This window comes from Amorphus coralli DSM 19760, from assembly GCF_000374525.1.
Lineage (GTDB): Bacteria > Pseudomonadota > Alphaproteobacteria > Rhizobiales > Amorphaceae > Amorphus > Amorphus coralli.
Genome location: NZ_KB894575.1, coordinates 207,697 through 226,955 on the forward strand (window position 1 = coordinate 207,697; position 19,259 = coordinate 226,955).

Here is a 19,259-nt window from a genome sequence, read left to right on the forward strand (position 1 = left end):
ACGATTGCGGGGGTCGGCCGGGTGCCACCGGTCGCAAGCCGTGCCGCTCGCAACCTGTCGCCCCTGACCTTCAATATGGTCGTTCGGCGGCTACGATCCAGTGGAGAGGGAACCGCCGGGCATTCGCATGCTCCCCGGCCGCCCCGGCCGCGCAGCGGCCGCTGGCCTGTGGATCGCGGTCGCCAACCCTCACCGCCGACCCGGCTCAACCGTCCACCGTCGCTCCCGCCTGCGCGGTGGCCAGGCCGGCGATCCGCTCCACGCAGGCCCGGAACGCCGTCAGATCGTGAAACAGCGCGCGACGGTCGGCGAGCGCGTGGCCGATGACCGCACCGCCGCTCTCGGCGATGCCGAGCGGCAGCATGAGATTGTCCACCAGCCCGAAATTCTCCACGCTCCAGCCGCCGGCCGAATGCGCCCGCACCGCCGGGTTCGCCTCGGCATGGGAGGCGACCCGCTCGTGGTAGGCGGACGGCTCGTTGGTGTAGCCGAAGACGGTCGCGCCGGCCGCCGCGAGGAAGCCCACCTCGAAGGCCGTTCCCGCATCCACCGACACGCCCCGGAACGGCGTCAGGTTGGCGATCGCGAAGCCGCAGCTTCGCATGGCGTCGCGGTTGGCGGCGAAGATCGCGTCGGCCGCGTCACCGGCCCCGTCCATCACCGGGCCGATCTCGGCATCGAGCGGCGACACGCCCTCGAGCCCAGCCTCCGCGCACACCGCCTGCTTCGCCGCCAGCACCTCCAGCGCATCGGGCAGAAAGACCTCGGGACCGGCGAGATAGATGCGGGGGGTGGTCATGGACGTATCCCTTCGTCGATACGAAAAAGGCCGGGACGTGGCCCCGGCCTTTTCTGTCTGTTGGAGCGGGTCACCGCTACCCGGACACTCAGCTGTCCAGAAAGCTCCGCAGCTTCCGCGACCGCGACGGGTGCTTCAGCTTGCGCAGCGCCTTCGCCTCGATCTGGCGGATGCGCTCGCGGGTCACCGAGAACTGCTGGCCGACTTCTTCCAGCGTGTGGTCGGTGTTCATGCCGATGCCGAAGCGCATGCGCAGCACACGTTCCTCGCGCGGCGTCAGCGAGGCCAGCACCCGCGTCGTGGTCTCGCGAAGATTAGACTGGATCGCCGCATCGATGGGCAGGACCGCGTTCTTGTCCTCGATGAAGTCGCCGAGATGGCTGTCCTCCTCATCGCCGATCGGGGTCTCGAGCGAGATCGGCTCCTTGGCGATCTTCAGGACCTTGCGGACCTTTTCCAGCGGCATCTGCAGCTTTTCCGCCAGTTCCTCCGGGGTCGGCTCGCGGCCGATCTCGTGCAGCATCTGGCGCGAGGTCCGCACGATCTTGTTGATCGTCTCGATCATGTGGACCGGGATGCGGATGGTGCGCGCCTGGTCGGCGATGGAGCGGGTGATGGCCTGCCGGATCCACCAGGTGGCGTAGGTGGAGAACTTGTAGCCGCGCCGGTACTCGAATTTGTCCACCGCCTTCATCAGGCCGATGTTGCCCTCCTGGATCAGGTCCAGGAACTGCAGGCCGCGGTTGGTGTATTTCTTGGCGATAGAGATCACCAGGCGCAGGTTGGCCTCGACCATCTCCTTCTTGGCGATGCGCGCCTCGCGCTCGCCCTTCTGAACCTTCGAGACGATCTTCCGGAACTCGGTGATTTCCAGACCCGTCTCGGTGGCCAGGGTGTGGATGTCCTGGCGCAGCTGGCGGATGTCGTCCTTTTCCGACTGCACGAACTTCTTCCAGCCGGGGCTCGCCAGGCTGGCGACGCGGCGGATCCAGTTCGGGTCGAGCTCGAAACCCTGGTACTGGCGCAGGAAGTCCTCGCGCTGCACGCCGTAGGAATCAGCGAGCCGCATCAGCCGGCCCTCGTGGCCGATCAAGCGCTTGTTGATCTCGTAGAGCTGCTCCACCAGGCTGTCGATGCGGTTCTGGTTCAGCGACAGGCTCTTCACGTCCACGATGATGTCCTCGCGAAACTTCTTGAAGCGCTTCTCCTGGCTCGGCGTCAGCGACTTGTTCTGCTGCAGCCGGTTCTCGACCTTCTGGTCCTGCAGGCGGCGCAGCTTCTTGTAATTGTCGGCGATGGCGTCGAAGGTCTCCAGGACCTTCGGCTTCAGCTCCGCCTCCATGGCCGACAGCGACACGTTGGACTCGAACTCGTCGTCGTCGTCGCTGTCGCTGTCACTGTCGTCGGAGCTCGTCTCCGACTGCGCCTCGCCGGAGGCCTCGCCGTCATTGGACGTGTTGTCCTGGTTGCCCTTGCCGTCGGGGTCGGCGTAGGTCGCTTCCAGATCGATGATGTCGCGGAGGAGAATCTTCCCCTCGTTCAGTTCGTCGCGCCAGATGATGATCGCCTGGAAGGTGAGCGGGCTCTCGCAGAGGCCCTCGATCATCGCCTCGCGGCCGGCCTCGATGCGCTTGGCGATGGCGATCTCGCCCTCGCGCGACAGAAGCTCCACCGAGCCCATCTCGCGCAAATACATGCGGACCGGATCGTCGGTGCGCTCGGCGGGCTCGCGCGTCGTGGTGGTCTTGGCGACGGCCTGGGTGCCGACCTCGACCAGCTCGCCGCCCTCTTCCTCGTCGTTGTTCTCTTCGTTGTCGGCCTCTTCCTGCTCCACAACGTTGATGCCCATGTCCGACAGCATGGCCATGGTGTCCTCGATCTGCTCGGAGGTCACCTCGTTGGAGGGAAGGACTTCGTTCAGCTCGTCATAGGTGACGTAGCCGCGCTTCTTCGCGGCCTTGATCATCTTCTTGACGGCGGCGTCGGACAGATCCAGCAGCGGGCCGTCGCTCGTTTCCGGTTGAGCGTCCTGCGTCGCTTCGGATTCCGTCGTCTTGGTCGCCATGCCGAATTCTCCTTTAGCCGGCCGCGGGCTTGCCCGCCGCCCCCTTCAAGAGGGTGCCGTGTTCACATCGATCGAGGGGGCCGTCCGCGGCGGTCGCGGCCGGTCCTGCACGTCGTCGATCCGTGTTTGCGTGTCGCCGGGCCGAGTGGCCGACAGTGACTTAGCCTGCCGCGATTCGGTTTCCGGACTGACAATATTTGTCGATCCTCGAGATCCGACCCTCATCGGAAACCGTTTACATAGCGTCGCGCGGGAATTTCGCAAGCAGACTGAATCAGTTGTAACCTTCACGCGCCGCCTCACAACCCCGCCGCGGGCATCACCGGCCCCCGCTCCGCGTCGCCGGCGGCGTGTGCTCCGCGGATCTCCTTCGCCAGATCCGCCAGGTCGCGATCCTCGTCCAGGAAGGCCTGGCGGCGGCGCGCAAGTTCCCGCGACAGCGCCAGGATCCGGGCCTCGCCCTCGGTGGTCAGCTCCTGGTCGGCCTGGGCGATGTCGCTGTCGAGATCGGCCTCCAGCACCTTCAGCTCCAGCCGGTCGAGAAAATGCAGGTAGCAGCGCTCGACGAACGCGGCCGGCGGCTCGAAGCCGAGGATCGGGAAGCGGTGCGCCAGCCGCCCGGCTCCCTCGGCGCTCTCGCCGCACACGTCGGCCAGAAGCGGCGCCAGCTCCGGCGACAAGCGCGCCCGCAGCGTCTGCTCCGTGGGCCCGGCCTCGTCGTCGATGGCCCGCGACAGGAAATGCCGCTTCAGCCGCTCGTGCGGCTCGAAGGAAAAGCGCACCCGGTCGATGCGCTCCCAGTGGGTGTCGACAAAACCGGGAAAGGCGACGCACAGGCCGAGCACGATGCGCTCCAGCTCGGCGAGCTCCGTATCGGTGGGTCCCGCGCCGGCCAGCGACATGCCCGCCGGCGGCGCCTCGCCGCCACCCCGCGCCCCGCCCCTGAAGGAGCGGCGTTCGCCGGGCCGGAAATCGCGGGCGCGGAACAGCTCCGACAGCCGCGAGCGGATGTCGAAATGGTAGCGCCGCCGGACGCGGGTATCCTTCACCGCCTCCACCAGCCCTTCCAGCCGCGCCTCCAGCGCCGCCTTGCGTTCGGGCGTGTCGAAGCGGGCGCCGGCCATCTCGCGCTCCCACACGACCTCCACCAGCGGCTTGGCGGCCCTGACCTCGGACAGGAACCCCTCCCGTCCGGCCATGGCGATCAGGTCGTCGGGATCCTTGCCGTCGGGCAGGAAGCAGAAGTTGAACGACTTTCCGCTCTCGATCAGCGGCAGGATCCGGTCCACGGCGCGCCGCGCCGCCGCCATGCCCGCCTTGTCGCCGTCGAAGCAGATGACCGGCTCCGGCGCTAGTCGCCACATGGCGCGGATCTGGTCCTCGGTGAAGGCGGTGCCGAGGCTCGCCACCACGTGCTGGATACCGGCTTTGTAGACGGCGATGGCATCCAGGTAACCCTCCACCACGATGGCCGCGCCGGCCTGGTGGGCAGCGGAGCGGGCGCGGTGGGCGTTGAACAGGACCGCGCTCTTATAGAAGAGCGGCGTCTCCGGCGAGTTCAGATATTTCGGCTCCTGGTCGGCACCCAGCGCCCGGCCGCCGAAGGCGACGATGCGGCCGCGATGATCGTGGATCGGGATCATCAGCCGGTTGCGGAACCGGTCGTAGGAGGAGCGGCCGTCGTCGGGCCGGATGATCAGGCCCGCCTCGACCATCAGCCGCTCGTCGACGCCCTCGGCCGCCAGATGGCGCTTCAGCGCGTCGCGCCCGTTCGGCGCGTAGCCGATCTCGAAGGTAGCGAGCATCTCCCGGTCCAGCCCGCGCTTGTCGGCATAGGCGCGCGCTTCGCGGCCGGCGTCGGAGACGAAGCTCTGCTTGAAGAAGCGCGCCGCCATGGCCACCACGTCGCCCAGCCCGGCGCGCTCGCGCTGGCGGCGCGCCTCGGCCGGATCCGGCGTCGGCATCGGCACGCCGGCCTGTTCGGCGAGCCGCTCGACCGCTTCGGGAAAGCTCAGCCCCTCCGCGTCGGTGAGAAAGCGGACATGGTCGCCGGACGCGCCACAGCCGAAGCAGTGATAGAACCCCTTGCGGTCGTCGACGTGGAAGGACGGCGTCTTTTCCTCGTGGAAGGGGCAGCACGCCCAGTAGTCGCCCTTGCCGAACTGGGACTTGCGCCGGTCCCAGGTCACGCGCCGGCCGACCACCTCGGAAAGAGGCAGCCGGTTGCGCAGCTCGTCCAGGAACTCAGGCGGAAATCTCATCGATACCCGATCTCGGATGACGCGGTGTGCGCCCTGCCCCGGCAGGGACGCGGGCGACCGGCAACGCGCCCTGCCGGCATCGTCGGCCGGAGGCAGCAGCCATCATGCGGCCAGATGCCCGCCTCATAAAGGCGCAACGCCTGTGAACAAATGTGGAGATCTTCGCAGACCGCCTCGCGCCGGGCCGGTTCGGCTAGCGCAGAAGGTCCTTCACGACGCAGCTGGCGCGGCCGAAATCCATCTTGCCGGGATAGCGCTGCTTGAGGGCTGCCATGGCCCGGCCCACATCGCGCAGGCCGTTGGCACCGATGTCCTCCACCACCTCGGCGCAGGCGCAGCGCATTTCGCTGTCGTCGAGCTGCGGCGGCAGGAGCGACTTGATGATGCCGATCTCCTGGCGCTCCTGCTCGGCGAGATCGATGCGGCCTGCGGCCTCGAAGGTCTGCGCCGATTCCCGGCGCTGCTCGATCATCTTGACCAGAAGGCCGGCGACCTCCGCGTCGTCGATGCCTTCCAGCCCGCGATCCCGGGCCGCCTGGTCGCGGTCCTTGATTGCGGTGTGGATAAGGCGAAGCGTGCACGCGCGGCGCTTGTCGCAATCGGCGACAGCGGCCTTCAGAGCTCGATTGATGTCGTCCCGCATGACCGGTCTCGTCGCAGAGAATGACGGATGACGCAAGATAGCTGCAGCTCCCGTCGGCGACAATACGCCCCGACTGGCATAAGTTGTTGAAAAAGAACGCATTTGGAACGCAGATCGCAAGTTGACGCAGACCGCCTGATGGCCTAGCGTCCTGTCCTCGATCGCCTCGACATCGTCGGTGTTCGCGATCCGGCGGCGGCGCTCAAGCGGCCGTCGTCGAACGCGGCGCGTGTATCGCGCCCGTTCCAACGATGCAAGAGGTAATTAGTCGATGTCAGGACTACAAGAGTTGGCCGGGGCGGATGCCTGGGCCGCCCCCGTCACCACGGCTCGTCTCATTTTCGCGGACGGGACGGAGCTCGCCGGCTATGGCGTCGGCGCCACCGGACACGCCGTCGGCGAGGTCTGCTTCAACACCGCCATGACGGGCTATCAGGAGATCCTGACCGACCCGTCCTATGCCGGTCAGATCATCACCTTCACCTTCCCGCACATCGGCAATGTCGGCACCAACGACGACGACATCGAGACGGTGAACATGGCGGCGCGCTCCGGCGTGCTGGGCTGCGTGCTGCGCGCGCCGATCACCGAGCCGTCGAACTACCGCGCCACCCGCGACCTCGACCGCTGGCTGGCCGCGCGCGGCATCATCGGCATCACCGGCGTCGACACCCGCGCGCTGACCGCGCTGATCCGCGAGAAGGGCTTCGTCAACGCCGTCATCGCCCACGACCGCAGCGGCACGTTCGACACGGCCGCGCTGGCCGCCGAGGCCCGCGCCTGGCCGGGCCTTGAAGGCATGGACCTGACCCGCGACGTCACCGGCGGCCAGACCTTTGTCTGGGACGAGACGGTCTGGGACTGGCCGACCCAGTCCTACGGCCAGCTCGCCGAGCCGCGCTACCATGTCGTCGCCATCGATTACGGCATCAAGCGCACCATCCTGCGCCTGCTCGCCAACGAAGGCTGCAAGGTCACCGTCGTGCCGGCCACCGCCACGGCGGAGGACATCATGGCGCACGAGCCGGACGGCGTGTTCCTCTCCAACGGCCCGGGCGATCCCGCGGCCACCGGCGAGTTCACCCTGCCGGCGCTGAAGACCCTCATCGACAAGGACGTGCCGGTGTTCGGCATTTGCCTCGGCCACCAGCTCCTCGGACTGGCGCTCGGCGGCCAGACGCAGAAGATGCACCAGGGCCATCACGGGGCGAACCACCCGGTGAAGGACCACACCACCGGCAAGGTCGAGATCACCTCGATGAACCACGGCTTCGCGGTGGATCCGGAGAGCCTGCCCGATACGGTCGAGCAGACGCACGTCTCGCTGTTCGACGGCTCCAATTGCGGCATCCGCCTCCGGGACAAGCCGGTCTTCTCGGTGCAGTACCATCCCGAGGCCTCGCCCGGTCCGCAGGACAGCCACTATCTCTTCAAGCGCTTCGTGAACCACATTCGCGAGCGCAAGGGTGACCCGCTGGTCGACGAGCGCGGCTGACCGAGCCGTCGCGCGCCGGTCATCGAAGCGTTACACGCGCTTGCTAGAGCGCTTCCCGGTGAAGTGGGTGCCGGTTCACCGACAGGAAGCGCCTCAAACCAACCGGCTGGGGCCGTTCAGCGGATCGCCGATCAGCTGAAGGGCTCCGGGCGGGCCGGATGAGGCGCCGGGCCCGTGGCACGCGCGACGCGCCCGCTGCCCGTGGCAACACAGCGCGGCTGGGCGCTTTGCGTGGAAGGAGCCCGGAAACCGGGCAAGGGGGGCGTGATGGCCAAGTTCACTGCGAACATGATGGATGCGGAGACCGGGAGCGGGAACTTCTACGAGTTCGACGGGCCCGATGACCTGCTCGACCGCACGCCCGTGCGCGTGATCCGGCACTTCATGGAGATCGTTGACCGCGATCTCCTGCCGAAGGAGCACATCGACTACGAGCTCAATGCCGCGATGAAGAACCGGCAGATCGGCGTCATCACCGCCATGGGCTCCATGATGCTCGAGCGCGGCGGCGAGATTCCGTTCCTGCTGATGATCTCCAAAAAGGCCTGAGGCCTTCCCGGTCAGGGGTCCTGCGGCGAGAAGGTGTCGCAGGCGCCGACCTCGCCCGTATCGAAGCCCACCTGAAACCATTTCTGCCGCTGCGCCGACGTGCCGTGGTTGAAACTGTCGGGAACGACGGTGCCCTGGGTCTTGCGCTGGATGTTGTCGTCGCCGACCGCGGCCGCCGCCGTCAGCGCCTCCTGCATGTCGCCGGCCTCCAGATAGCCCTTCTGCTGCTCGTAGTGCGCCCAGACGCCGGCGAAGCAGTCCGCCTGCAACTCCACCCGCACCGACAGCGCATTCGCCTCGCGCTGGCTCATATTCTGCCGAAGCTGATGATATTTCGGCAGGATGCCGAGCACGTTCTGAACGTGGTGACCGACCTCGTGGGCGATCACGTAGGCCTCGGCGAAGTCGCCCGACGCGCCGAAGCGCTGCGCCAGCTGATCGTAGAAGCCGAGGTCGATGTAGAGCTTCTCGTCGCCGGGGCAGTAGAACGGGCCCGTGGCGGACCCGGCCAGCCCGCAGGCCGACTGCACCCGGCCGGTGAACAGCACCAGCGTCGGTTCGCGATAGTCGTCACCGCTGCGGCTGAAGATCTCGCCCCACACGTCCTCGGTGTCGGCGAGCACGACGGAGACGAATCGCTTCATCTCGTCGGAGGTTCCGCTCTGGGCGGATTGCGACGATCCGGCTGACTGGCTGGGAAGCGTGCGCGGCGCCTGCCCTCCCGAGCCCTGCAGCAGCTCCAGCGGATTGACGCCAAGCGCCCACATCACCAGCACGAAGACGACGAGAACGCCGATGCTGCCGCCGCTCAGGCGGCCGCCTCCGCCGCGTCTGCCCCGACCGACCGGGATCCGGAATCCGCCGCCCCGCCCCGAAAAACCGCCGCCGCGCCGATCTTCGACGTTCGCGCTCTCGCGCCTGCCCCGCCACCGCATCCCGTCCTCCTTGTGCCGCTGATCGAACGCGCCCCCGAGCGCAACGGTTCCGGTTTGCCCCGCGCTCGCTGATGGCGGCACGCGCGTGCCGCCCGCCCCCGGAGACGGCTCCGGATTGCGTCCTTGGTTAACCCACAAGCTTTCGCCGGGCTGGCTTGGGTCCGAAACGGCATCCTGGCGCGGCTTTGCGGGGTTGCCACGACACGCCCATCCGGTGGTCAAACTGCCGCCGCGAAGAGTGCGTTCGTCTGCAGGGGTGTCATGCCGCATTCAACGCCCTTGCGCGCCACCCCCGCGCGAGCTAATCGGTTTCGGCACTAAGTGCGCCTCTGTAAAGAGAAAGCGCGCCTGAGGTGAATGCCATTGCGGTCGTGACCTGGTGGGGGGCGACCACTCGAGGAGAGATTCGGTGACCGACCTGAAGACGAAGCAGATTGACGAGGCCTTCGAGATGGGGCCGGAGCAATTTCGTGCTTGGCGCAAGTCGCTCGGTCTGAAGCAGAAGGAAGCCGCCGACAGGCTCGGCCTGAAGAAGCGGATGATCCAGTATTACGAAAAGGGCAACCGCGACGGGAAGGCCGTCAAGATCCCCAAGACCGTGCGTCTCGCCTGCTTCGCGCTGTCGCACAGCATCCTGGATTTCGACGGAGAACAGATCTCCAAAGGTCCCGTCGTTCCGACGGAAGGCGAGCCGGTGCAGGTTCCGTTCGAGGCCGCCGAGGCCCCGTCCGCGGCCCCTGCGGCGGAGTAACCGGAGCGAAGGCGCGGATCGGCCCTTTTCTGGTGTCTCGAAGTCTTCTATAAGCCCGCGAGCTTTTGGGTCGGATCCGGGACCCGCCGGGACACGTGACACACCGGCGCGGTGCGCAGGCGGGGGCGGATCGATCCTCGCCGGGGTATTCCATCAGCCCCTCACATATTCCCGCGATCGAACGCCCGCCCGGATGGCTTTGCCCCGGTCGGCGGCCTGCGAGCCCGGATGCCGAAAAGAACAGACCTCAACACCATCCTGATCATCGGAGCCGGGCCGATCATTATCGGCCAGGCCTGCGAATTCGATTATTCCGGGGCCCAGGCGGTCAAGGCGCTCAAGGAAGAGGGCTACCGGATCGTCCTGGTGAATTCGAACCCGGCGACGATCATGACCGATCCGGAGCTGGCGCACGCCACCTACATCGAGCCGATCACGCCGGAGCTCGTCGCCAAGGTCATCGAGAAGGAGCGCCCCGATGCGCTGCTGCCGACCATGGGCGGCCAGACCGCACTCAACTGCGCGCTGTCGCTGCGCAAGATGGGCGTCCTTGAAGAGTACGGCGTGGAGATGATCGGCGCCACCGCCGAGGCCATCGACAAGGCGGAGGACCGCGAGCTCTTCCGCCGCGCCATGGACGACATCGGCCTGGAGAGCCCGCGCTCGCGGCTCGCCCACTCGCTGCCGGAGGCCTACGAGGCGCTGGAGGCCATCGGCCTGCCGGCCATCATCCGTCCCTCCTTCACCCTGGGCGGCACGGGTGGCGGCATCGCCTACAACCGCGAGGAATTCCTCGACATCGTCGAGCGCGGCATCGATGCCTCGCCGACCAACGAGGTGCTCATCGAGGAATCCGTTCTCGGCTGGAAAGAGTACGAGATGGAGGTCGTTCGCGACCGCGACGACAACTGCATCATCATCTGCTCCATCGAGAACATCGACCCGATGGGCGTTCATACCGGTGATTCCATCACCGTCGCCCCGGCGCTGACGCTGACCGACAAGGAATATCAGCGCATGCGCGACGCCTCGCTGGCGGTGCTGCGCGAGATCGGCGTGGAGACCGGCGGCTCCAACGTCCAGTTCGCCATCAACCCGGAAGACGGGCGCATGGTGGTGATCGAGATGAACCCGCGCGTGTCGCGCTCCTCGGCGCTGGCCTCCAAGGCCACCGGCTTCCCGATCGCGAAGGTCGCCGCCAAGCTGGCCGTCGGCTACACGCTCGACGAGCTTGAGAACGACATCACCGGCGGCGCCACGCCGGCGTCCTTCGAGCCGACCATCGACTACGTCGTCACCAAGATCCCGCGCTTCGCCTTCGAGAAGTTCCCGGGCTCCGAGCCCTACCTGACCACCTCGATGAAGTCCGTCGGCGAGGTCATGGCCATCGGCCGCACCTTCGCGGAATCGCTGCAGAAGGCGCTGCGCGGCCTGGAGACCGATCTTACCGGCCTCGACGAGGTCGAGATCGAGGGGCTGGGCGTCGGCGACGACAAGAACGCCATCCGCGCCGCCCTCGGCACGCCCACGCCGGACCGGCTGCTCAAGGTCGCGCAGGCGCTGCGGCTCGGCTTCGACGTCGACCAGGTGCACGAGTCCTGCAAGGTCGATCCCTGGTTCATCGAGCAGATCGCCTACATCGTCTCCATCGAGGAGAAGATCCGCCGCCAGGGTCTGCCGGCTGATCCGACCGTGTTCCGCCACCTGAAGGCGCTCGGCTTCTCCGACACCCGGCTGGCCAGGCTCGCCGACACCACCGAGACCGAAGTCCGCGCCATGCGCGACCGGCTCGGCGTGCGGCCGGTCTACAAGCGCATCGACACCTGCGCGGCCGAGTTCGCCGCCCCCACCGCCTACATGTACTCCACCTACGAGACGGCGGCGGACGGCCTCGAGACCAACGAGGCCCGGCCCTCCGATCGCGACAAGGTGGTGATCCTCGGCGGCGGCCCGAACCGGATCGGCCAGGGCATCGAGTTCGACTATTGCTGCTGCCATGCGGCCTTTGCCCTCCGTGATGCGGGCTACGAGGCCATCATGATCAACTGCAATCCGGAGACGGTCTCCACCGACTACGACACCTCCGACCGGCTCTATTTCGAGCCGCTCACCGTCGAGGACGTGCTGGAGATCCTCAAGACGGAGCAGCAGAGCGGCCGGCTGCACGGCGTCATCGTCCAGTATGGCGGCCAGACCCCGCTGAAGCTCGCGCAGGGCCTCAAGGAGGCTGGCATCCCGATCCTCGGCACCGATCCCGACAAGATCGACCTGGCCGAGGACCGCGACCGCTTCCAGCGCCTGCTCGTCGAGCTGAACTTGAAGCAGCCGAAGAACGGCATCGCGCGCTCCCTCGACGAGGCCCGCGCCATCGTCGCCTCCATCGGCTACCCCGTCGTGGTCCGGCCCTCTTACGTGCTGGGCGGCCGGGCCATGGAGATCGTCCGCGACGAAAGCCAGTTCGAGCGCTACGTGACCCAGGCCGTGGTGGTCTCCGGGACCAGCCCGGTGCTCATCGACGGCTACCTGGCCGACGCCATCGAGGTGGACGTCGATGCGATTTCCGACGGCGCGGACGTCTTCGTCTGCGGCATCATGGAGCACATCGAGGAAGCCGGCATCCACTCCGGCGATTCCGCCTGCTCGCTGCCGGCCCACTCGCTGTCGGCCGACGCCATCGCGGCGCTCGAGGAGCAGACCCGCAAGCTTGCCCTGGGCCTCGGCGTGGTCGGCCTGATGAACGTCCAGTTCGCGATCCGCGAAGGCGAGATCTACGTGCTGGAAGTGAACCCCCGCGCCTCGCGCACGGTGCCCTTCGTGGCCAAGACCATCGGCGTGCAGATCGCCAAGGTGGCGGCGCGCGTCATGGCCGGCGAGAAGCTCGACACCTTCGGGCTGGAGCGTCGCGAGCTCGAGCACGTCGCGGTCAAGGAAGCCGTCTTCCCGTTCGCCCGTTTCCCCGGCGTCGACACCGTGCTCGGCCCGGAGATGCGCTCCACCGGCGAAGTCATGGGCCTCGACCGGGCCTTCCCCATCGCCTTCGCCAAGTCCCAGATCGGCGGCGGCACCCGCGTCCCCACCTCCGGCACGGTGTTCATCTCCGTGCGCGAGGCGGACAAGCCGAAGATCGTGGAGACCGTCCGCACCCTGGCGCGGCTGGGCTTCGAGATCATCGCCACGTCCGGCACCCAGCGCTTTCTGGCGGAGCAGGGAATTCCCGCGCGCAAGATCAACAAGGTGCTTGAAGGCCGGCCGCACATCGTCGATGCTATCAAGAACGGCGAGGTTCAGCTGGTCTTCAACACGACGGAAGGCGCACAGGCCCTCGCCGATAGCCGGTCCTTGAGGCGCGCCGCCTTGATCCAGAAGGTGCCGTACTACACCACCGTCGCGGGTGCGATTGCCGCGGCGAAGGGAATCGAGGCCTACAGCACCGGCGTTCTTGAGGTGCGGCCGTTGCAATCCTATTTCGCTCCGGCTGAGTGACGGCCAGCACAGGTGCTGCCGGCGGGTGAACCGTCGTCTCGCCCGGGCTGGCGTTTCGTGTGTTCTGTCCGGCAGCAGGCCCGGACCAACGAAAAAGGGAATGTGTCCCGATGGAAAAGGTACCGATGACCGCCGAGGGCCACGCCGCGCTCGAGGCCGAGCTCAAGCGTCGGACCTCGGAGGAGCGGCCCCGCATCATCCAGGCAATCGCGGAAGCGCGCGCCCACGGCGATCTCTCCGAGAACGCCGAGTATCACGCGGCCAAGGAAGCCCAGAGCCACAACGAGGGCCGCATCCTTGAGCTCGAGGACCAGCTGTCGCGCGCCGAGGTCATCGATGTCGCCAAGCTGTCCGGCGACAGCGTCAAGTTCGGCGCCACGGTGACCCTGGTCGACGAGGACACCGAGGAAGAGAAGACCTACAAGATCGTGGGCGACGCCGAGGCCGACGCGAAAGCCGGCAAGGTGTCCATCTCCTCGCCGATCGCGCGCGCCCTCATCGGCAAGAGCGTCGGCGACACGGTCGAGGTCACCGCGCCCGGCGGCGCCCGCTCCTACGAGATCCTGACGGTGCGCTTCCTGGCCTGACCGGGCCGCACCCTGTCGAAACCGTGCGGCGGGCCTTCGGGTCCGCCGTTTTCGTTTGCGCTCCCGCCCGCGATCCCCGCCATCTTTGGGTTTGCATTCCCCCCGCAGCCCGATCAGGGTAGCCGCGCGGCGCTCCGAGCTCGGTGCCGTCTGTTCCAGTCGGGCCGGCGCGGTGCCGGCCCTTGATCCTGCCGGCTGAGGCCGGCGTTGGCGTGGGAGGCCACCGAATGATCAAGACCGTCATCGCTGCCGGAATCGTCACCTGCTTTGCGGCCGGGGCGGCCCTTGCCCAGTCCGGACCCCAGTTCGAGGAAATCCGCTCGGCCTGCCTGGACGACGTGAAGCGCCTGTGCAGCTCCGTCGAACCGGTGGAGGTTCCCGACTGCCTCAAGCAGCACATCGATCAGGTGTCCGATGGCTGCAAGGCGACGGTGAAGAGCGTCCGCCAGGAGGACGAGGCCGGCCACGACTGACCGGCCGCATCGCCAAGACCACCTGCTCTCAGCCCTGAAAGGATGACCCGATGATCAGAACCGCCGTGGCCATTGGCCTTGTCACCTGCTTCGCCACCGGCGCCGCGATGGCGCAGTCCGGTCCGGAAGTGCAGGAAATGCGGGCCGCCTGCCGCGAGGACGCCAAGCGTCTGTGCAGCAACGTTCCGCCGATCGAAGTGCAGCTCTGCCTGCAGGAGAACATCGATCAGGTGTCGGAACGCTGCAAGGCGACCGTCGCCAGCGTGCAGCGCCAGGACGAGAACCACGACTGATCAAGGGCCGGCGCGGGGGAGTCGATCCACCCGCGCCGCCTCTTGCCACGCGGCACCCGGGCCGCGCGTCAGTCCAGGAGTTCGTAGGCCGGCAGCGTGAGGAACGGCACGAGGTCCTCGGCCGTGGACAGCGAGCGGAACAGCTCGATCGCCTCCGGGAAGCGCCCGCCATCGTACGCCTCGGCGCCGATCTCTTCGCGCACGCCCGCCATTTCCTGGTCCAGAAGCGTGTTGAACAGCGTCTCCGTCACGGTCTGGCCGTCGTCGAGCTGGGCGCCGAAGGTCAGCCACTGCCAGATCTGCGAGCGCGAGATTTCCGCCGTCGCCGCATCCTCCATCAGGTTGTAGAGCGGCACGGCGCCTTTCCCCCTGAGCCAGGCCTCGATGTACTGCACGCCGACGCGGATGTTGTCGCGCAGGCCAGCCTCCGTCTTGGTGCCGGGATGCACCTCCAAGAGCTCGCGCTGGCCGACCAGCACGTCGTCGCGCTGGCGGGTGATCTGGTTGGCCTCCGGCATCAGCCGGTCGAACACCTCCATCGCCACCGGCACCAGGTCCGGATGCGCGACCCAGGTGCCGTCGTGGCCATCGCCGGCCTCGCGCTCCTTGTCGGCGCGCACCTTGGCGAGCGCCGCCTCGTTGGCCTCCGGGTCGCGCCGGTTCGGGATCTGGGCGGCCATGCCTCCCATCGCGAAGGCACCGCGCTTGTGGCAGGTCTTGATCAGGAGCAGCGAGTAGGCGCGCAGGAACGCCTTGCCCATCACCACCTGGCTGCGGTCCGGCAGCACGTAGCTCCGGTTCCGGCGCAGCGTCTTGATGAACGAGAAGATGTAGTCCCAGCGTCCGGCGTTGCAGCCGACGATGTGGTCGCGCAGCTCGTAGAGGATCTCGTCCATCTCGAAGGCGGCCGGCAGCGTCTCGATCAGCACCGTCACCTTGATGGTGCCCACCGGAATGCCCAGCGCGTCCTGGGCATGGACGAAGACCTCGTTCCACAGCCGCGCCTCGCGATGGCTCTCCATCTTCGGCAGGTAGAAGTACGGCCCGGTGCCCTTCTCGATCAGCGTCTTGGCGTTGTGGAAGACGTAGAGGCCGAAATCGACGAAGGCGCCGGCGATCGGCTCGCCGTCGACCTCGATATGAACGTCCGGCAGGTGCCAGCCGCGCGGGCGCACCAGCAGCACCGCCGGGTTCGGGCCCAGCGCATAGTGCTTGCCGCTGGTCTCGTCGGTGAAGTCGATCCGGTCCGCCCAGCGGTCGATGAGGTTGATCTGACCCTCGATGGCGTTCGCCCAGGTCGGCGAGGTCGCGTCCTCGAAGTCGGCCATGAAGACCTTGGCGCCGGAGTTGAGCGCGTTGATGACCATCTTGCGGTCGACCGGACCGGTGATCTCGACGCGTCGGTCCTTGAGGTCGTCCGGGATGCCGGCGATGGTCCAGGCACCTTCGCGGATCTCCCTTGTCTCTTCCAGGAAGTCCGGCAGCGCTCCGTTGTCGAAGTCGCGCTGGCGCGTGGCCCGCGCCTCCAGCAGCGCCCGGCGGGTGCCGTCGAAGGTCCGGTGGAGATCGGCCAGGAAGGCGAGCGCCTCTTCGGTCAGGACCTCGGCATAGCGGGGCCCGGCGGCGCCCGTCACGACGACGTTGTCCGGAGTGGCGAACGGGGCGGCGGTGCTCTCGGCCATCAATAACTCCTTTGTCGCGGCTCTCCCTGAGAGCCGTGCTACCACGCCCGGCCGGCCGAAAGCACAGAAGATTGTTTCCCCTGCGGAGAAGCTGCTTATCCCTGTGGCAGCGGCTGGGCACCGGCCAGGGTCGGTCGCGGGGGCCTTGCCAGGCGTCGCACGGAACGGGCAGCGGGGAAGCAGATCCTCGACGGCGGGATGAGCCGGTCTACGGTGGGGCGGGCGAACAGGAACCCCTGGAACAGGGTGACGCCCTGGGCGCGCAGCGCCGCCACCTCGCTCGGGGATTCCACCCCCTCCGCGATCACCTGGATCGAGAGGTCGCGCGCGGCCTGCAGGATGGCGCGGGTGATGGAGGCGCGGGCGCGGCTTTCGTGCACGTCGCGCACCAGGTCCATCGCGATCTTGATGTAGTCGGGCTGAAAGTCGGCGAGCAGCCCGAGCCCAGCATAGCCCACGCCGAAATCGTCGATGGCCGTCTTCAGCCCGAGGCGCCGGTAGTCGGCGAAGAGCGCCGCGATCCGTACGGGCTGCGTCACCCGTTCGGCTTCGGTGATCTCGACGATGAGTTGGTCGGTGCCGATGGCGCTGGCGTTCGCCATGGCCAGGGCGGGGCTCACCGAGTTGTTCTCGGCGGCGAGACCGCTTGGCAGGAAGTTCAGCGAGAGATGGTGCGTACGATCGAGCCCGAGGCGGCCGGCGCTCGCCATGGCGGCCGAGTGGCAGGCGGCTTCGAATGCCATGAAATTTGCCGGCGTGACGTGGGACAGGACCGTCTCGGCACCCTCGCCGTTGACGCCGCGCACGAGCGCCTCGTAGCCGAACACGGTCTGCGCGGTGATGTCGACGATGGGCTGGAAAGCCATCACCAGGTCAGGGCCAGCCCAACAGGTCCCGTCCAGCCTGTTCGCCACCATCATGTCTACTCGACCGTCATTCCCCTCCTTCTATTAATCAGCCTTTCGCGAAGCGGCCGTGAACCAATCTTTGGCTGTATGGCGCAAATTTCCTGGGATCCGCGCAATCGGCTTCGCGAGAAACGTGCGCCGGGGAACCGTCTGCCGGTTGATCGGCGTTCCCAGTCGTCCACATTGTCGGGATGACCGTCCGCACGCGCGGATCGATGCGCACGGGATCCCCTGTGCCGTCCGCCACGACCGGGAGCACACGATGAGCTGGGATCGCCGCCTGAGGCCCGAACGCGATGGTCTTTGCTCGCTCGACGGCGGATTCTTCGTCGATCCCGTGCGCCCCGTCGAGACCGCCGTGATCACCCACGGTCATTCCGACCACGCGCGCTCCGGCCACGACACCGTCTACGCGACGCCGGAGACGCTCGCCATCATGGCGGCCCGCTACGGCGCCGACTTCGCCCGCCGGACCCATCCGCTTGCCTGTGGCGAGACCATCGATCTCGGCTCCACCCGCGTCAGCCTGCATCCGGCCGGTCACTGCCTCGGCTCCGCCCAGGTGCGCATCGAAAGCCCCGCCGGCGTCGCCGTCGTCTCCGGCGACTACAAGCGCCAGCCGGATCCGACCTGTCCGCCCTTCGAGGTCATCGCCTGCGATCTGTTCGTCACCGAGGCCACCTTCGCGCTGCCGGTCTTCCGCCACCCGGACGCAGCCGCCGAGGTGGCGAAGCTTCTGAACTCGCTCGCCCTGTTCCCCGACCGCGCCCATCTCGTCGGCGCCTATTCGCTCGGCAAGGCGCAGCGCGTCATCGCCCTCATCCGCGAAGCCGGATACGGCCGCGCGATCTATCTCCATGGCGCGATGGAAAAGCTCTGCGCCCTCTACGAGGAAAACGGCGTGGCGCTCGGTCCGCTGGTCCCGGTCAAGGAGGCGGCGAAGGACGCGCTCGGCGGCGAGATCGTGCTCTGCCCGCCCGGCGCGCTCGCCGATCTCTGGTCGCGCCGCTTCGGCGATCCCGTCACCGCCTTCGCCTCGGGCTGGATGCGGGTGCGCGCCCGCGCCCGCCAGCGCGGCGTCGAACTGCCCATGGTGATCTCCGACCACGCCGACTGGGAAGACCTCTGCACCACCATCGTGGAGACCGGCGCGTCGGAGGTCTGGGTCACCCATGGCCAGGAGGATGCGCTGGTCCACTGGTGCGAGACGCACGGCATCCGTGCGAAGCCGCTCCGCCTCGTCGGCTACGGCGAGGAGGACGAGGTCGCGGCCTGACGGGCGCCGCTCTGTCGCTCAGGTCGAGATGTGTTTCGCCGAGATCGCCGCCCAGGCCAGTGCCAGCCAGCCGGCCAGGAACGCCGTGCCGCCGACGGGCGTCAGCATCACCAGCGCCCGGCTGCCGGTGAAGCCCAGCACGTAGAGGCTGCCGGAGAACAGCACGATGCCGGCCAGGAACAGCCATCCGGCCGCGCTGACGCCCCGGTGCTTCAGGTGCGCCGCCGCCAGACCGACCGCCACCAGCGCCACGGCATGCACGAGGTGATAGTGCGCCCCGGTCTGGAAGATCGCCAGGTCGGCGTCCGGCACCCGGCCGCGCAGCCCGTGGGCGGCGAAGGCGCCGAACGCCACGGCCAGGAACCCGTTGAGGGCGCCGGCGACGATCCAGAGGCGCATGGTGGTTGTCCGGGTGTGCTTGCTCATGATGCCCCACCCTTCCCGATCCCGCGTCCGGCTTCAACTGGCGCGACAGCGGCCCAGCGTCGCGGCCACCTTGCGATCAGATACGGCAATGCCGTAGGATACCGACGGTGGAAATCGAATTCGACCCCGAGAAGGACACCGGCAATCGTGCGAAACACGGAGTTTCGCTCGCGTATGCGGCTGAGATCCTCGCTGACCGCAACAAACTCGATGTCCTCGATGTCCGCTTTGACTATTCGGAGGACCGCTGGGTGACCTACGGCTGTGTCGACGGCCGGGTGTGGGTTTGCGTGCACGCTCCCAGATCCGGGCGACACCGCATCATCAGCGTACGGAAAGCCAATGACCGCGAAACGAGACGCTATGACCAGACACCGCGCTGAACCGGACCCCGACGCGCCGCTCTCGGACGCCGAGTTCGAACGCGGGCGCACCGCACTTTTGGCCCGCCGCGCACGGGCCGCGACCGGGCTGTCGCAGGAGGCCTTCGCGGCCCGCTACGGGTTCGCGCTCGCCTGCATCCGCGATTGGGAGCAGGGCCGCCGCCGACCCGACACCGCTGCCCGCTCCTATCTGCGCGTCATCTCGGCCATACCCGACGCGGTGGCCGACGCCATGAAACGGGCCGGCTGA

18 protein-coding genes are annotated in these 19,259 nt (G+C 67.7%); 10 read left to right on the forward strand and 8 right to left on the reverse strand.

The annotated features are described in order from the left end of the window. Positions 1 to 205: 205 nt before the first annotated feature. From C507_RS0116045 to C507_RS0116060, 4 genes are all read right to left on the reverse strand, one after another. Positions 206 to 799, reverse strand: coding sequence for a nucleoside 2-deoxyribosyltransferase (locus C507_RS0116045; protein ID WP_018700737.1), 594 nt, complete (start codon positions 797 to 799; stop codon positions 206 to 208). Positions 800 to 887: 88 nt separating this feature from the next. Then, on the reverse strand, positions 888 to 2,864 hold the full coding sequence (rpoD, locus tag C507_RS0116050; protein WP_018700738.1) for an RNA polymerase sigma factor RpoD: 1,977 nt from the start codon (positions 2,862 to 2,864) through the stop codon (positions 888 to 890). Positions 2,865 to 3,163: 299 nt separating this feature from the next. Beyond that, on the reverse strand, positions 3,164 to 5,125 hold the full coding sequence (dnaG, locus tag C507_RS0116055) for a DNA primase (protein ID WP_018700739.1): 1,962 nt from the start codon (positions 5,123 to 5,125) through the stop codon (positions 3,164 to 3,166). 193 nt (positions 5,126 to 5,318) lie between these two features. Then, positions 5,319 to 5,768: a GatB/YqeY domain-containing protein gene (locus C507_RS0116060; protein ID WP_018700740.1), complete on the reverse strand. Its 450-nt coding sequence runs from the start codon at positions 5,766 to 5,768 to the stop codon at positions 5,319 to 5,321. A 271-nt stretch (positions 5,769 to 6,039) separates the two neighbouring features. Between C507_RS0116060 and carA the strand changes: the two genes are divergently transcribed. Both carA and C507_RS0116070 read left to right on the forward strand, forming a co-directional pair. Next, a complete protein-coding gene (gene carA, locus C507_RS0116065) occupies positions 6,040 to 7,263 on the forward strand; it encodes a glutamine-hydrolyzing carbamoyl-phosphate synthase small subunit (RefSeq protein WP_026319157.1) in 1,224 nt (407 codons plus the stop codon). Positions 7,264 to 7,530: 267 nt separating this feature from the next. After that, complete coding sequence (locus C507_RS0116070; protein ID WP_018700742.1) at positions 7,531 to 7,812, forward strand: hypothetical protein; 282 nt, start codon at positions 7,531 to 7,533, stop codon at positions 7,810 to 7,812. A gap of 11 nt (positions 7,813 to 7,823) precedes the next feature. Here the strand turns inward: C507_RS0116070 and ypfJ are convergent, their stop codons facing one another. Continuing rightward, the gene (ypfJ, locus tag C507_RS0116075) at positions 7,824 to 8,747 is read right to left on the reverse strand and encodes a KPN_02809 family neutral zinc metallopeptidase (protein WP_018700743.1); all 924 of its coding nucleotides are present in this window, start codon (positions 8,745 to 8,747) and stop codon (positions 7,824 to 7,826) included. A gap of 409 nt (positions 8,748 to 9,156) precedes the next feature. Here ypfJ and C507_RS21700 point away from each other — a divergent pair, with 409 nt between their 5' ends. From C507_RS21700 to C507_RS0116100, 5 genes are all read left to right on the forward strand, one after another. Then, a complete protein-coding gene (locus C507_RS21700; protein WP_018700744.1) occupies positions 9,157 to 9,498 on the forward strand; it encodes a helix-turn-helix domain-containing protein in 342 nt (113 codons plus the stop codon). Between the two features lie 228 nt (positions 9,499 to 9,726). Beyond that, on the forward strand, positions 9,727 to 12,981 hold the full coding sequence (carB, locus tag C507_RS0116085) for a carbamoyl-phosphate synthase large subunit (RefSeq protein WP_018700745.1): 3,255 nt from the start codon (positions 9,727 to 9,729) through the stop codon (positions 12,979 to 12,981). Between the two features lie 110 nt (positions 12,982 to 13,091). Beyond that, on the forward strand, positions 13,092 to 13,568 hold the full coding sequence (greA, locus tag C507_RS0116090) for a transcription elongation factor GreA (RefSeq protein ID WP_018700746.1): 477 nt from the start codon (positions 13,092 to 13,094) through the stop codon (positions 13,566 to 13,568). Positions 13,569 to 13,795: 227 nt separating this feature from the next. Continuing rightward, complete coding sequence (locus C507_RS21705; protein WP_018700747.1) at positions 13,796 to 14,041, forward strand: hypothetical protein; 246 nt, start codon at positions 13,796 to 13,798, stop codon at positions 14,039 to 14,041. Positions 14,042 to 14,091: 50 nt separating this feature from the next. Further along, positions 14,092 to 14,334, forward strand: coding sequence for a hypothetical protein (locus tag C507_RS0116100; RefSeq protein ID WP_018700748.1), 243 nt, complete (start codon positions 14,092 to 14,094; stop codon positions 14,332 to 14,334). A gap of 68 nt (positions 14,335 to 14,402) precedes the next feature. Here the strand turns inward: C507_RS0116100 and aceB are convergent, their stop codons facing one another. Then, entirely contained in the window at positions 14,403 to 16,016 is a 1,614-nt protein-coding gene (gene aceB, locus C507_RS0116105) for a malate synthase A (RefSeq protein ID WP_018700749.1), read from the reverse strand. A 95-nt stretch (positions 16,017 to 16,111) separates the two neighbouring features. Next, positions 16,112 to 16,882, reverse strand: coding sequence for an EAL domain-containing protein (locus C507_RS21710; protein WP_169508981.1), 771 nt, complete (start codon positions 16,880 to 16,882; stop codon positions 16,112 to 16,114). A 304-nt stretch (positions 16,883 to 17,186) separates the two neighbouring features. Between C507_RS21710 and C507_RS0116115 the strand changes: the two genes are divergently transcribed. Beyond that, positions 17,187 to 18,200 carry a ligase-associated DNA damage response exonuclease gene (locus tag C507_RS0116115; RefSeq protein WP_018700751.1) on the forward strand — a complete coding sequence of 338 codons (1,014 nt, stop codon included), beginning with the start codon at positions 17,187 to 17,189 and terminating at the stop codon, positions 18,198 to 18,200. 18 nt (positions 18,201 to 18,218) lie between these two features. Here the strand turns inward: C507_RS0116115 and C507_RS0116120 are convergent, their stop codons facing one another. Further along, on the reverse strand, positions 18,219 to 18,626 hold the full coding sequence (locus tag C507_RS0116120; protein WP_018700752.1) for a DUF423 domain-containing protein: 408 nt from the start codon (positions 18,624 to 18,626) through the stop codon (positions 18,219 to 18,221). A gap of 107 nt (positions 18,627 to 18,733) precedes the next feature. Here C507_RS0116120 and C507_RS0116125 point away from each other — a divergent pair, with 107 nt between their 5' ends. Beyond that, entirely contained in the window at positions 18,734 to 19,009 is a 276-nt protein-coding gene (locus C507_RS0116125; protein ID WP_018700753.1) for a BrnT family toxin, read from the forward strand. After that, positions 18,990 to 19,259, forward strand: a complete 270-nt coding sequence (locus C507_RS21715; RefSeq protein ID WP_018700754.1) for a helix-turn-helix domain-containing protein — start codon at positions 18,990 to 18,992, stop codon at positions 19,257 to 19,259. The genes C507_RS0116125 and C507_RS21715 overlap by 20 nt, the downstream gene beginning before the upstream one ends.